Below are 14,648 nucleotides of genomic sequence, written 5' to 3'. Positions count from 1 at the left end.
CGGGGGTTTCCTTCCTCAGAAAGTCGATTCGAGTAGGCCATCACTGAACCAAATCAGTGTCGAATCTCAGCAAGATTGGACCGGCATGGCGCGCACGCGGCGTGCTCGGATTTCGGTTTGAAACGTGCGGCGGCGAGCGGGCGTTTGGTTACCGCTACTTCGGCGATGTCAGCATTGACGTCGAAGTGGCGGCGGTACTGAGCCGAGCATCCATGATGCGTAGTGCTGTTTTCCCGCGCAGATTCTTGAGCGGGAAATAGGCTAGGTGCGACATGGGATCGACAGCCACTACATGCGCATTCGGACCGAGCATGCCTTCGCCGATCTTGGTCACCATACCGTCCTGTGTTTTGAAAACGGAAACCATGCCTGCTTCGCCCGCGACGTACACCCAGCCAAGCTGGGGGTCGATGGCCAGCACGTCGGGATCGTCGCCCACCGCGAACGTGGCGACCACGCGGTGGCTGGCGAGGTTCAACACCAGCAGCCTGGCGTTGTCCTCGCAAGCGATGAAAGCCAGCCGCTGCGCAGGCATGATCAGCAGACCGTGGTTGCCCTCGGCGCCGGGCAGATCGATACGGGCGATCACCTGATCGGCCGCCGGATCGATCTCGACCAGCTGCCGGCGCGTCTGCACGTTGGCGAAGATGTGCCCGGACACGGGGTCGTACTGGCTGTTGCCGACTTGGCCACCGAGCGGAATGGTCGCTACACGCGTGTTCGTGCGCACGTCGATCACGGTGTCGGTACCGCCCGCTTCGTCCGAAACATAAAGTTTGTGCACCTCGGGCGCATACGCCATGCCGTCCGGATAGACCCCGGCCGGCGCGCGCGCTACCACCTTCAGCGTGTTCTCGTCGATGGCGACCAGTTGGTCGGTGCCGGTGGCGGTGGCGTAGACGCGGTCGAGCGCCGGAACCACCAGCACGCCATGCACGTGGCTGATGCCGGCGATCCGCGCCACCACCTTCCGTGCCTGCGTGTCGAACACGATCACCGCGCTGTCGCCCAGGTGCGCGATGAACAGCAAGTGCCGCCCCGGGTCGAGGCTTGCGTAGTCCATCCGCGTGGTACCGCCGCCGAGCGGCACGTCGGTGATCCGGGTCAGCGGCAGCGGCTGGGTGGTATCGGGCGCCGCGGCGCAGGCCGAGGTCACGCCCAGCAGCACCATCATGCAGACAAGGCGACGCAGCAAGATGGGGTTTGGGGAGCAATGGAACGAAAAACCGGGATAAGGTCTATTTATCCATAGAAACCATATAGATAGCCAAACACCCCTCCGGGGGCACTCATCCTCTCAATCGCCTTCCCTATCGTTGGGATCTCGTAGCGGGCGTAGTTCTCCGCGGGCCACTGCCTCGGGCACGGCAAAGGAATATCGGCCGTGCATGTTGATGTGGTCATGGCTGAGCGGCGACAGCCGTGCGACGTCCTCATCCCGTACGGGAAAACCGTCTTGACGCAACTGATCCAGTGCCGCCTCCATGTAGATGGTGTTCCACAAGACGACGATGTTGAGCACCAGGCCCAGCGCGCCCAGCTGGTCCTCCTGACCCTCCTGATAGCGTTGCCGGAGTTCGCCGCGTTTTCCGTGAAAAATGGCGCGCGCCACACTGTGACGCCCCTCGCCACGGTTGAGTTGGGTCAACGTGCTACGCCGCTTCGCCTCATCGTCAATATAGGTCAGTGTGTGCAGGGTCTTTTCAATCCGTCCGAACTCAGCCAAGGCCTGGGCCAGACGGGTTGGACGGTCGCCGATCTGCAAGGTTCGCATGATGCCGTTGGCTGGTACACGACCCAGTTTCAGCGAGCCCACCAGCCGCAGGATGTCGTCCCACTGCTCCTCGATCAATGGCAGTTTCACCCGCTGGCGGGCAACGGCATTGAGGTCGCCGTAGTCGGCCTCGGGATCGATGCGCCAGAATCGCGTGCCGCCGACGTCCGCCAATCGGGGACAGAACCGGTACCCCAGCAGCCTGAACAACCCGAACACCACGTCGCTGTATGCGCCGGTGTCGGTCATGATCTGCGTCGGCTGCAATTCGGTGGGCTGTTCGAGCACCACGCCCAGCAAGATCAAGCTGTCGCGCAGCGTGCCCGGCACGGTGATGTGGTTGAGACCGCTGAACTGGTCGGAGATCAGGTTGTACCAGGTCACGCCGCGTTCCCGACCGAAATACTTCGGATTGGCGGCCGCATGCACAGTGCGCACGGGCACGACGAAACGCATCCCGTCGGCTGACGCCACGTCGCCACCACCCCACTGATGGGCCAGAATCGACCGGTTCTGAGCCGCCACCAGGATGGCATTGGCCGCAACCAGGGTGTCGTTGCGGAGGTAATTCTGGTCGACCCACGACAGACGCGATCGTTTCAGTGCAGCGATGTCGGCACGAACGAGGGGTTCGAAGCCCGTGTTGCTCGCCTCAGCCAGCAATACGGCACAGAGGCTGATCGGAAGCTCCGCAGCACGAGCAGACCGCTCGGTGAGATGGGTGAAGGCATCGGTGAAACCGGTACGGGCCGCAATCTCCAGCAATACCTCTTCAATGTCCACGCGTGGCAAACGCTCATTAACCGCAGCGCGCAAGGCCAGCAAAGACGCTGGTTCTTCGAGCTTGTCGAGGGAGCTGACGACCAGGTCGTTCTCGCCTTCGAACCGCACCGCAGGATTGTCCGGAAGTCGGGACGCTACCGCGCGGTAGGTCTCATCGAGTTCTTTGGTGATCGCGACGAGTGCCGACGAGGGCGTTGGAGACAAGCTGAGCGTGCGGCAGATGATGGGGCGCGCAGTCTCCCATTCGTTGCCGCTCAACAGCCCTGCGCGCGGGTCGGCATACTTCCAACTGGGGGCGACGAACACGTCGCGCCGGCGTAACGACGTATGCAATTCGTCGAGCACGCAGAAAGTGTAGGCCCGATGATCGATGCTGTCGTCGTCGCGAATCGCGTAGCGCTGCCAGCGTTTGCGAATGACATCACGCGGGACGTCGTCGTCGGCCTTGAATCGCCCGGGATGCGAGCGAAGCCATTCATAGGCGGCGACCACAGCCTCGCCTGCGGGACTCGCGCCGAAACGCAGATTCTCCAGCACAAAGGGGAGAAAGCGCCGGATGCGCCGATAGCGTTCGCTCAGCTCGCTGTAAAACACGTCGTCGGGCGGTCGTACCAGGTTGCTCACTTCCTGGAGCGCCTGGGCGAGGACGTCGCGCGGCACCTTGGCGAACAAGGCTTTGCGTAGTTTCTTGTCCGGGAGCGTGCTGTCCAGCACCACTTGGCAAGCATCGGCCAGCAGCGTGGCCGCACGATCCAGGTCTTTCAGCGTGCGCAAGCGTGTTTTCCGATCCTCCTTGCGCGCTGTGGAAAAAACATCCCGCAGCAGCATTTCAAGAACTTCGACGACGTCATCATGCGCGGTGGCTTCCAGGCAATGCACAAACGCTACGAGAGTGGCAAGGCGGCGAACGTCGGGCAAGCGGCTCACGGCGCTGGCTTTGGCGGCTCCCGCAAAGCGAGCCAGTGCCATGACGCGACTGGCCGGAAGGTGTGACACCCTGGGCAGGTCGATGCCGAGCTCACGAACCTCCCGTAGTCGCATCAGCGTTTGAATGAGTGCCGGTCCGCTGACGCGCGTGGGGCCCGATCGCAGCTGATCCAGCAGCGAGTAGCGGCTGCCGGCTGGCACGATCAACAACTGTTCGAGGCGTTCGCGCTGCCTGTCCAAGAGACGGGTTCCCAGACGCCGCCAAAGATGCTCTTCGACGCGGGCTTTCACGCGAGCGACAAATCGTTCGAGTGTGCTGCGCCCGGGAAGCAGTACCTTGTGCGTCAACAGCCATGTCATGGCTCGCTCGAACAGGACGCTGGGCCGCTCCGTTCCCGTCCAGCAGAGTGCGTACAGCCAGCGACCCAATCGAAAGCCGATAGGCGGTTCGGTGATTTCGACGAAGCCGTATTGACGACAGATATCGCGCTGATGATCCCACCGGAGTTCACCTGTCCGGTAGTCGTCGAGGGAGGGATCCGTGTCCGTAATATCCAGCTGCCTGGCAACGGTGGATAACACCAGCGCAGGGAGATCCAGCGGATCGTCCAGAAATGTTCCCAAGTAGCGCAGCGTCGTCAGCTGCAATGCGATGCCCAAACGATTCGCATGACCGCGCTTGCGCGCGATGTAGGTGCGATCTGCATCGTCGAGATGGAAGTAGCGTGCCAGTTCGTCGCTGGACGGGTTGCCGTTGTACCGGCCGTAATTGTCGCGTTGTCCCTCGGTAACGTAGCTGACCGGCATCAAGGTTTCCTTCTGCGGAGAGTTGGGTAGAAGGTTCCATCACTGAAAATCAAGCCTTTCGCCCATCACGCCTTGGAGCTGGCGAGGTGGGATCGCCTTCAACCATGTTTCTTGGGTTCTGCCGGGAGGCATTGCATTGGCGGTTTCGCCAAGGTCGAGTACGATACATGAATGATAACGACTCGTATTCGCAGCATATTGCGCAACCTCTCCGTGGCCGCCCTTCTGCTTTGGGCACTCCCACTCCCGCGGGCGCATGCTCAAGACGTCAGTTCAACCGTGCCGCAGACATGGCAGATGATCGACTATCTGGCCACGGATTACGCCGGCGCGGTCAAGAACGGAGCGGTGCTCAGCGCGTCTGAATACGCCGAGATGCGGGAGTTCACAGCCACCGTGCATCGCCGCCTTCAGGCGTTGCCGCCGACGCCCGGTACACCCGCGTTGTTGTCCCAGGCCGACCAGCTCATCGCTTCAGTGGATGCGAAGGCCTCGCCAGCGCAGGTGGCGATCGAGGCACATGCCCTGGCCGATGCCTTGCTGAAGGCGTACCCGATACCCACCGCGCCGGCCCAAGCGCCCGATCTGACGCAGGGCGCAACGCTGTACCAGAACCAGTGCGCCATGTGTCACGGCGCCACCGGGCATGGCGATGGTCCCGTGGGGCTGCAGCTCAATCCGCGACCGGTGGACTTCACTGACCAGGCGCGTGCGGACCAGCGCAGCCCGCTGTCCCTGTACGAAGTGATCAGCCACGGTGTCGAGGGAACGCCGATGGCCAGTTACTCGTCCCGGCTGTCGTCGGACGAGCGATGGGCACTCGCGTACTACGTGGGGTCGCTAGCCTATACCCGCGAAGCCACGACCGGTGCGACCCTCTGGCAGCACGATACGGCCGCGCGTGCGCAGATCGCGGACCTGAAGGAGTTGTCGCAAGCACGCGTGTCGCAACTGGCTCCTGCACTGGGTGCCGAACATGCCCGCGCGATCATCGGTTACCTGCGTGCGCATCCGCAGGCGATGCAACAGGCGTTGACGGGGCTTCCGCTTGCGCGGGGGCGACTTGCTGCAAGCCTGGCGGCCTATCGTGCCGGCGACGCCAAGGAAGCCACACAACTGGCATTGTCGGCCTATCTCGATGGCGTCGAACCCATCGAACCCCAGCTCAACGCACGCGATGGCGCGCTACGCGCCCGCATCGAAACGGCCATGGGCGCCTATCGCACAGCGGTGTCGGGCAAGGCCGCGCTGCCGGCGGTGACCCAGCAGGCCCACGCCGTGGATGTCCTGCTTGCGCAGGCGCAGGAGGTCACGGCGGATGCGGCGGGCGATCCGGCCGCCACGTTCCTCGGCGCCTTCACGATTCTGGTTCGCGAGGGTCTGGAAGCCTTGCTGGTGGTCGTCGCCTTGCTGGCCTTCCTGCGCAAGGCAGATCGACGCGTGGAAGTGCGTTACGTGCATGCCGGCTGGATTCTTGCCTTGGTGGCCGGCGGGATCACCTGGGCACTGGCCAGCTATGCCATCTCGATCAGTGGCGCCGGTCGCGAACTAACCGAGGGCCTGTCTTCGCTGTTCGCCGCCGTGGTGCTGCTCAGTGTCGGCTTGTGGATGCACCAAAAGAGTATTGGTGGACGCTGGCAGGCCTACCTGAAGGAAAAGATGGCCGCGGCACTCGACCGACGTTCGGCGTGGTTCCTGTTCGGCCTCGCCTTCATTTCGGTGTATCGGGAAGTGTTCGAGACGATCCTGTTCTACGCCGCGCTCTGGAACGACGGCCAGGAAGTCTGGCTGCTGGGCGGCATTGCGGCCGGCGCGGTGACCTTGGGACTGATCGCCTGGCTCCTGCTGCGCACCAGTCGGCGTCTGCCCATCGGCAAGTTCTTCGCGGCGAGTTCGATCCTGATCGCCGTGCTGGCCGTCGTTCTCGCGGGTAAGGGCATCGCCGCGTTGCAGGAAGCTGGCTGGGTGTCGGTGACGGTCGCCCCGGTGCCGCACATTGAACTGCTCGGCATCTATCCGACCTGGCAGACGCTGCTCGCACAAATCGCCGTGGTCCTGATGCTGAGTGCGGGTTTCATGTTCAATATGCTTCGTGGCCGTAGCGCTCCCGACGCATTGCCCGCATCCACCACTACACGCCCGGAAGAGGATCGCGCATGAGCGACTGCGGTTGCCACGCCGAAGCCGCCAGCGAGGCGGAACGCCGCATCCTGCGCATCGCGCTCGGTCTCAATGCCACCATGTTCGTGGTCGGTGTCGTGGCCGGCCTGATCGCCCAATCGATGGGCCTGGTCGCTGATTCGCTGGATATGCTGGGCGATGCCTGCGCCTACGGCATCGCCTTGCTGGCGTGGACACGCAGCGCCTATTTCAAGGCGTCGGCCGCGCACTGGAATGGAACCTTGCTGGTGGTTCTTGGCGTCGGCGTACTGGTGGGGGTGCTCTGGCGTCTGGTGACCGGTAGCCACCCGGAAGGCCTATGGATGATGAGCGTTGCCTTCGTTTCCTTGATCGTGAATGCCACGGTGCTGAGGCTCTTGGCGCGATTTCGTCACGGTGAAGTGCATCTGCGCGCCATCTGGATATGCACGCGGGCCGACGTCATCGCCAATCTGGCGGTGATCGTGTCCGGTGTGCTGGTGCTTCTTCTGCACAGCGCCGTGCCTGATCTGGTGATCGGTACGGCCATCGCCTGCTACGTGCTGAAGGAGGCGTTGGGCATTCTGCGCGAAGCGAAGGACGCACGGATCGCCGCCATTGCACCGAACGGCAAGCCATGACGTCGCCGATCTCGGGATTTGGCTCGATGGTTTACGCCGTTGACCTTCGACTGTTCAACGCCATTCATTCGCCGGTGCCACCGTCGCCAGCGATGCTTCATGTGGCGCGCGTCCTGGCCGATGGACCGTTGATCCTGACAGCTCTCCTTCTTGGGTGGATGCTGATGGTTCCTCGCCAGTCGATGCGCTTGATCGCCCTGAAAGCATCGGGTGCCGCCGCTGCAGCATTGCTCGCGAACCTGATCATCGGCTTGGTTTGGGATCGCGCACGTCCCTTTGTCGCTGGAGTCGGTCAAGCATGGGTGTCTCATGCGGCGACCGGCAGCTTTCCCAGCGACCATCTGACTGTGCAATGGGTGGTGGCCGGCATACTGTTGCTGAATCAATGCAGCCGGCCTTGGGGCATCGGGATCGCACTGCTCGGCCTGCCGATGGCCTGGGCACGGATCTACTTGGGCGTGCACTACCCCGGCGATATGCTGGGAGCCCTCGGGATGGGCGGACTGGCCATGCTCAGTGGCTGGCTGTGGTTTCGCCGGTCCGTGACATCAGCCATCGCGCCATTGCCATCTCAGGGATAAGGTTTCGCCCCGCTGCGAAGCGAGGGTCTAGTGCGCTGCGCCGGGTGAGGTGAACGTGCAGCCTGTCGCGCGGGCCGATTCGTCCGTGGTCGCGTGATCGGTTTGCAAGGTGGTGTGCGTGATGGCGAAACGATCATGCAGCATCGCTTCGATCTCTCGGCGCACATCGTGGCAGTCGATGTCGTGATTCACGTAGATGTGGCCCGACAGTGCCGGCATGCCCGAGGTCACTTCCCACACGTGCAGATCGTCCAGCCGAGTCACCGCCGGCATGGCACGGATCGCCTCGGCAATGGATACTGGGTCCAGACCGCGTGGTGCCGCTTCCAGGAAGATGCGGCCCGAGTCGCGCACCAGTCCGATACCGGCTTTCAGCATCAATCCGGCGACGACCAGTGCGGCAAGGGAGTCCACGCGATTCCAACCCGTCCACCAGATGATGGCACCGGCAATGGCAGTGGCGATGAAGGCGTAGAGATCGGTGAGGATGTGCTGGAAGCTGCCTTCCACGTTGAGGCTTTGCCGGTTGGCCTTGCTCATCGCCCACACGGCGAGCAGGTTGACGCCAATACCGACCACCGCGATCACCGTGACCAGCAGACCTTCCACCACCGGCGGGTCGATCAGCCGGCGGATCGCCTCGACGATGAACCAGACCGACAGCAACAACAGCGTCAGCCCGTTCGCCTGGGCGCTCAGGATTTCGACCCGCTTGAGTCCGAACGTGTAGCTGCCACTGGCCGGGCGGCTGGCCAGACGCATCGCGACAAGCGCCAGTCCGATCGAGCCCACATCGGTGAGCATGTGCCCGGCATCGGAAATCAGGGCCAACGACTTGGCCAGGATGCCGACCACCACTTCGACCGCCATGAAGCCGAGCAGCAGCAACAGCGCGATGGTCAGGTACTTCTTGTCCGCATCCGGTGCCACGCCATGGCTATGGTCGTGATGATGGTCATGTTCGTGGGGCTTGGTTGTGCCCATAGGAGTCTCCAGTGCGGCGGCCACTCTACGTGAGCGCCAAAGTGTTATGACATGACATCGGGAAGGACGGGCGGGAGTGACCCGCCCGTCTTCTTCATTCAGCCCCTTGACCGTCGATGGGCCACGCCCGATCCACCGTGCTCTGGTAGACCCAGCCGGCCACACTCTGACCGGTGCGCCCGTGCAGGCGGATCAACTGCACCGCCCGTTCGGCCTGATCGTCCTCACAGAACACTTCGAGCTTGATCTGCCGGGTCACCCGTTCGCCCAGTTCCATCGAATAGACCTGTTCCTGGCCGTTGAGCGCGGTCAGCAGGCCTTTGACGTCGCTCACCGACAGGTAACGAAACCCCGCATCTTCCAGCGCATGGATGACGTCGACCACGCGGCCGCGATGGATGAATGCCTTCACTTCTTTCATGGGGTCTTCTCCTTGGCGAGGCGCCGGGCGGCGCGTTCTTCGATCCAGTCGTAGAGCACCGGCAGCAGCACCAGCGTCAGCAAGGTCGAGGTGATCAGACCACCGACCACCACGGTGGCGAGCGGGCGCTGGGTTTCCGCACCCACGCCACTGGAGAGCAGCATCGGCACCAGGCCCAGGATCGCTACGCTCGCGGTCATCATCACCGGGCGCATGCGCAGGGCCGTACCGCGGATCACTGCCTCGCGCACAGGCAAGCCTTTCTCACGTTGTTCGTTCAAGAAACTCACCAGCACGATGCCGTTCAACATCGCCACGCCGAACACCGCGATGAAGCCGATGGCCGAGGGTACCGACAGGTATTGCCCGGTGATCGCCAAGCCGACGATGCCGCCGATGGTGGCAAACGGCACGTTGGCCAAGATCAGCGTGGCGTGCTTCACCGAGTTGAACGCGGTGTAGAGCAAGACAAAGATGAAGAAAATCGTCGCCGGCACGATCAGCGACAATCGCTTCAACGCCCGCTGCTGGTTCTCGAACGCGCCGCCCCATTCGCTGTAATAGCCAGTCGGCAACTTCACCTGTTGCGCGATGGCCGCATTGGCTTCCTTGACGAAGCCGTCGATGTCACGACCGCGAACATCCATCTGGATCACCGCATAGCGCTGCAGTTGTTCTCGACGAATGAACGAGTAGCCTTCCGCATCGCTGACCTCAGCCACCTGCGACAGCTGCACCAGTGCGCCGCTGGGCGTGCGGATCGGAATGCGCTTGATCGCCGGCAACGAGGCCTTGTCCGCATCGTCCAGCCGCACGGCGATGTCGAAGCGTTTCACGCCGTCGAGTAAGGTCGTCACCGGCTCGCCGCCGATGCCGTTCTTCACCACGGTGAGCACGTCGTCGGCGTTCAAGCCGTAACGGGCCAGCGCATCGCGATCCACCTTGATGCGGATCTGCGGCTTGCCGATGTTCGCCTCCAGCGCGAGATCGGCGACGCCAGGCACCCCGGCCAACACGTTCTTGATGCGACTGCTCAAGCGATCAAGTTCGCCCAGGTCATCGCCATAGATCTTCAGTGCCAGCGTGGCGCGCACACCCGAGATCAGTTCCTCGATGCGCATCTGGATCGGCTGCGTGTAGCTCACCACCGCGGTGGGCAGCGCCGCCGACAGTTCCTTCTGCATCGCTTCCTCGATGCTTTCCAGCGTCTCGCCCTTGCGCCATTGATCCTTCGGTTTCAGCGGCGTGTACACCTCCATGTAGTTCACATCCGCCGTTTCGCCTTTTTCGGCGCGACCGATCATCGCCAGCGTGGTTTCCACTTCCGGAAACTTTTGTTTGACCAGTGTCGACACTTGCTTGGAGATGGCGATCGATTCGTCCAGCGATGCCGACGGAATCGAGGTAATGCGCCACATGATGGCGCCTTCCTTCAGGTTAGGCATGAACTCCTTGCCGAGGAACGGGAACAGCGCGAGGCTGCCGACCAAGGCTCCGGCGGCGATGCCCAGCACTAGCTTGCGGCGCGCCAGCGCCCAGGCGAGCACCGTGGCGTAGTGGCGTTTCAGGAACGCCACCAGCCAGGTGTCCTTTTCTTCCTTGGGTTTCAACACCAGCGCGGCGAGCACCGGGATCAGCGTCAAGGCGAGAATCAGCGAACCGGCCATCGCGAAGCTGATATTGAACGCCATCGGCTTGAACATCTTGCCTTCCAGCCCTTGCAGGCTGAACAGCGGAAGGAACACCACGATGATGATCCCGATCGCGAACGTCATCGGGTTGGCCACCTCGCGGGCGGCCGCCAGCACAGCCGACGTGCGATCCACTGGGCCGCCATGCGCCTTGCGCTCGGCCATGATGCGGTAGGCGTTTTCCACCATCACCACGGCGCCGTCCACCATCATGCCGATACCGATCGCCAGGCCCGCCAGCGACATCAGGTTGGCCGACAGGCCGACCTGATTCATGCAGATGAAGGCGATCAGCATCGCCAACGGCAACGCCACGACGACCACCAGCGCGCTGCGAAACTCACCCAGGAACAGGAACAGCACCAGTGCCACCAGGATCGAACCTTCCACCAGCGCACGCACCGCGGTGCCCACCGCCGCGTTGACCAGTTCAGTGCGCTCGTACACCGGTTTTACGACCACGCCCGGCGGCAAGGATTGCTTCACTGTGTCGAGCTTGGCCTTGACCGCATCGACCACGCTCTTGGCGTTCTCGCCAATGCGAGCCAGCGCTTGGCCCATCACCACTTCCTTGCCATCGCGCGTCACGGCACCGGTGCGGGGCGCACCCGCCTCGGTGATGGTGGCCACGTCACGCACGTAGACCGGCGTGCCGTCTTCGGTCTTGAGCACGATGTTGCCCAGATCCTTCGCGTTCTGGATCAGGCCCAGTCCACGTACCAGGTACTGCTCGCGGCCGACATCGACGAAGTTGCCGCCGACTTGCGCGTTGTTGGCCTGCAGCGCCTCGATCACCTCTTTGAAGCCAAGCTTGTGCGCGATCAGTTTCATCGGGTCGATGCGCACCTGGAACTGCTTTTCCTGGCCGCCCCATGAGCTGACGTCATCGACACCCGGTGCGGTGCGCAGGATCAAACGGATGGTCCAGTCCTGCAGTGTGCGCAGATCCATGTCGTTCGGTGCCGTACCGGCCGTGGCGCCTTTCAAGGTGCTGTCGGCGCGTTCGACGGTGTACCAGAACACCTGGCCGAGACCGGAGGTGTTCGGTCCCATCTCCGGTTTGCCGTAGCCGGCCGGCAAGCGATCGCCCACCTGCTGCAACCGTTCGTTGACCAGCTGGCGAGCGAAGTAGATGTCCATGCTGTCGTCGAAGTAGACCGACACATAGGACAGCCCGAACAAGCTCACCGAGCGGATCTGCTCCACTTTGGGCAGGCCGGCGAGCGCCGATTCCACCGGCGTGGTGAGGAGTTGTTCGACATCCTCCGCCGCCAGCCCCGATGCCTCGGTGTAGACATTGACCTGCACCGGTGTGACATCGGGAAACGCGTCGATGGGCAGCTGACGCACCGCCTGGAAACCGAGGAAGCCGATCACCACGAAGGCGATCAGCACCAGCGCCTTGTAGCGCAGGGAGAATTCAACCAGACGTTCCAGCATCATTCTTCTCCCAGCTGCGAGCGCAACAAGCGGGCCTTCAGGGCGAAGGCGCCCTTGCGCACGTAGGTGTCGCCAGCCTTGAGGCCTTGCGTAATCACCGTCCAGCCATCACGCGTGTCACCGACCATGACCGGCGCCGGCTCGAACTGGCCGTTGCCCTTGGCGAGGAATACGGTCGGCTGGTTCTGCAGCAGCACGATCGCTTCGGCGGGCACGGCCAGCTTTTGCACGGCGCTGCCGGTGGCAATGCGCGCCTCGACCAGTTCGCCCGGATGCAACAGATCCTGGCGGTTATCGACTTCGATGCGTACCGGCACCGTGCGCGTGCGCTCATCGGTCTGATGCGAGCGCTGCACGACCTTGCCGGGGATCGCCGTGTCATGCACGAGAATGCGAGCGTCGGCGTCCGGCTTGACCCGTTCGGCATCCGCTGGCGCCATCTGGGCGACGACCCAGACCGAATCCTCCTTGACCAGGGTGAACAACGTGCGGCCCGGTTCCACGCGCTCACCGACCAGGAACTCGTCGGTCGTGACCCGGCCACCAGCCGGGGCCAGTAGCTCGAAGCTGCCATCCGCGCCGGCCGAACCCTTGCGCAACAGACCGCCGATCTGACCGTCGGACAGCCCGTAGGCGCGCAGCTTGGCGCGCGCCTGATCGCGCTGCACCTTCGCTTCGTTATAGCGCCGTGCCGAGACCGCCTGCGGCCCGAGCGACGCGATCCGTTGCCAGTCCTGTTCGGCCACGATCAAGGCACCTTGCGTCTCGGCCACCTGCACGCTGGAAAGCACCACCAGCGGCGCGCCGGCCTTCACCACGTCGCCGAGCTTGGCCTTGCGGGCCAGCACCTGTGATTCCACGCGCGGCGACACGAGCACGGTGGAATACGCATCGGCCTTCACTTCACCGGGCGCTTTGAGTTCGTCGGTCAAGGCACGTGGGGCGGCCTTGGCGAGCACGATGCCGGCGTCCTTGATCGCCTTGGCGTCGAGTGCGAGGGGATTGGCCGCTACCGGTTCCTGTGCGATCACGGGACCGGCCAGCGCGGCCAGGAGCGCCATGCCCAGCAGGCTGCGTTTCAAAAGAGAGAGATTCATCGGGAGATATCCTGATTAAGGCCGTCCTGAGCAGGGCCATCCTGAGTGCGGCCATCGAGCCAGTCGGTGAGACGGCCCGCAGCGGTGAGGTAGTCGAACCAGGTCTGCCAAGTCTGGCTTTCCAGTTCCTGGCCGGACAACGCGGTGTCCAGGCTTTGTTTGAGCTGTACGAGGTAATCGGAGGTACTGATTTCGCCGGAGCGCCAGAGTTTTTCCAGCAATGCGGTGCGATCCTCGAACGCGGCGGCACGGCCGCTGCGGAACGCCTCGGTGGCCTGCCGCAAGGCGGCATAGCGGGCCTGTGCTTCCTGCAGGCCTGCTCGCAGTACGAATTGGCGCGAACGCACGCCGGCCGCAGCCGCATCGGCTTCCGCTCGGGCGGCATCGACTTCAGCGCGGCCAGTGTTGAGCACCGGCAAGGGAATGGACACGCTCAGGCCAATCACCTGATCGGTGCGCGGCCCGCTGCGCACCTGTCCACCGGTCAGGCTGAGCGTGGGATCGGGAATGCGTGCCCGGCGGGCGACTTGCACGCCCGCTTCGGCGCTCGCTTGCTGAGCACGCGACTGCCGCAGTTCGGGCAGCTCATCGACGGGCAACGGCGTGACACTGTCTGCCGCCGGTGACAGACCCTTGGGCAGCGATGGTAGCGTGGCCCCTTGATCGCCACTGATGGCCAGCAACGCGGCACGGGCCGCCGCTTCGTTGCTCGCGAGCGTGGCTTGTTGCACCTGCGCCTCGCCCAAGGCCAAGCCGGCCAGATCGCGCTCGGGGCTGCTGATGTCGCCGACCTTCAGTCGCTGCGCGGCCAGGTCATCGAAGCGCTGCATCAACGCCAGACGACGTTGCCCCAACTCGCTCTGTCGGGCGGCGAGTGCGGCCGTCGACCACGCCTTCAACCAGCGGGCGGCGACGTCACGACGCACCAGGTTATAGGTCGCCTCGGCGGCCAGCAGGTCGGCCTCGCCTTGACTGGCCCGGGCACGACGCTTGCCGGACAGATCCAACGGCAGACTGAGGCCAGCCGTGCGTCGATTGACGTCGGCGTTCTCGGCATCGAGCGACAGCGAAGGGTTGTACAGCGGCTGCGCAGCAGCACGCGCACGAGCTTGGGTCGCGTCAAGGTCGGCCCGCGCGACCTGGACCTCGGGACTGGCCTGCCAGATCCGGCGCACCGCCTCCTGCAAGGGAGACGTCGCCAACGATGTGGGTGGGGGAGCTACTGGGGGGGAGGAATGGGATGCGGGGGCGGCACTGAGCATTGCCGCGTACAACAGACACACGGCGCCGATCGGCACCGAACGAAAAACAGACATGAAGCGATCTCCTGAAAACGGTCACGAAGCGACGCACCGCACAGGCG

10 protein-coding genes are annotated in these 14,648 nt (G+C 63.6%); 3 read left to right on the top strand and 7 right to left on the bottom strand.

The features are described 5' to 3' along the window. Positions 1 to 154: 154 nt before the first annotated feature. Together AC3WP6_RS07820 and AC3WP6_RS07815 are read right to left on the bottom strand one after the other, a co-directional pair. Positions 155 to 1,195, bottom strand: a complete 1,041-nt coding sequence (locus AC3WP6_RS07820; protein WP_492627165.1) for a hypothetical protein — start codon at positions 1,193 to 1,195, stop codon at positions 155 to 157. A 102-nt stretch (positions 1,196 to 1,297) separates the two neighbouring features. Then, on the bottom strand, positions 1,298 to 4,291 hold the full coding sequence (locus tag AC3WP6_RS07815; RefSeq protein WP_492627164.1) for a Tn3 family transposase: 2,994 nt from the start codon (positions 4,289 to 4,291) through the stop codon (positions 1,298 to 1,300). A gap of 171 nt (positions 4,292 to 4,462) precedes the next feature. On the opposite strand from AC3WP6_RS07815, the gene AC3WP6_RS07810 reads away from it, so the two are divergent. The 3 genes from AC3WP6_RS07810 to AC3WP6_RS07800 are packed head-to-tail and all read left to right on the top strand — an operon-like array spanning position 4,463 to position 7,652. Further along, the gene (locus tag AC3WP6_RS07810) at positions 4,463 to 6,451 is read left to right on the top strand and encodes an FTR1 family protein (protein WP_081660199.1); all 1,989 of its coding nucleotides are present in this window, start codon (positions 4,463 to 4,465) and stop codon (positions 6,449 to 6,451) included. After that, a complete protein-coding gene (locus tag AC3WP6_RS07805; protein ID WP_027489457.1) occupies positions 6,448 to 7,071 on the top strand; it encodes a cation efflux transmembrane domain-containing protein in 624 nt (207 codons plus the stop codon). Before AC3WP6_RS07810 ends, AC3WP6_RS07805 begins: the two co-directional genes overlap by 4 nt. Next, entirely contained in the window at positions 7,068 to 7,652 is a 585-nt protein-coding gene (locus AC3WP6_RS07800) for a phosphatase PAP2 family protein (protein ID WP_008216069.1), read from the top strand. Before AC3WP6_RS07805 ends, AC3WP6_RS07800 begins: the two co-directional genes overlap by 4 nt. A gap of 27 nt (positions 7,653 to 7,679) precedes the next feature. On the opposite strand, the gene AC3WP6_RS07795 is transcribed toward AC3WP6_RS07800, so the two are convergent. The 5 genes from AC3WP6_RS07795 to AC3WP6_RS07775 form a co-directional block, all read right to left on the bottom strand. Next, the gene (locus AC3WP6_RS07795) at positions 7,680 to 8,636 is read right to left on the bottom strand and encodes a cation diffusion facilitator family transporter (protein WP_008209840.1); all 957 of its coding nucleotides are present in this window, start codon (positions 8,634 to 8,636) and stop codon (positions 7,680 to 7,682) included. A 94-nt stretch (positions 8,637 to 8,730) separates the two neighbouring features. After that, positions 8,731 to 9,057: a P-II family nitrogen regulator gene (locus AC3WP6_RS07790; RefSeq protein ID WP_492627163.1), complete on the bottom strand. Its 327-nt coding sequence runs from the start codon at positions 9,055 to 9,057 to the stop codon at positions 8,731 to 8,733. Further along, on the bottom strand, positions 9,054 to 12,188 hold the full coding sequence (locus AC3WP6_RS07785; protein WP_027489458.1) for an efflux RND transporter permease subunit: 3,135 nt from the start codon (positions 12,186 to 12,188) through the stop codon (positions 9,054 to 9,056). The genes AC3WP6_RS07790 and AC3WP6_RS07785 overlap by 4 nt, the downstream gene beginning before the upstream one ends. After that, a complete protein-coding gene (locus AC3WP6_RS07780; RefSeq protein WP_369501519.1) occupies positions 12,188 to 13,285 on the bottom strand; it encodes an efflux RND transporter periplasmic adaptor subunit in 1,098 nt (365 codons plus the stop codon). The genes AC3WP6_RS07785 and AC3WP6_RS07780 overlap by 1 nt, the downstream gene beginning before the upstream one ends. Next, positions 13,282 to 14,460: a TolC family protein gene (locus AC3WP6_RS07775; RefSeq protein ID WP_369501521.1), complete on the bottom strand. Its 1,179-nt coding sequence runs from the start codon at positions 14,458 to 14,460 to the stop codon at positions 13,282 to 13,284. Before AC3WP6_RS07775 ends, AC3WP6_RS07780 begins: the two co-directional genes overlap by 4 nt. Between the last annotated feature and the right edge of the window lie 188 nt (positions 14,461 to 14,648).

It is taken from the genome of Rhodanobacter sp. FW106-HT46G03 (genome assembly GCF_058789895.1).
This window is presented reverse-complemented; position numbering and strand designations above follow the sequence as displayed.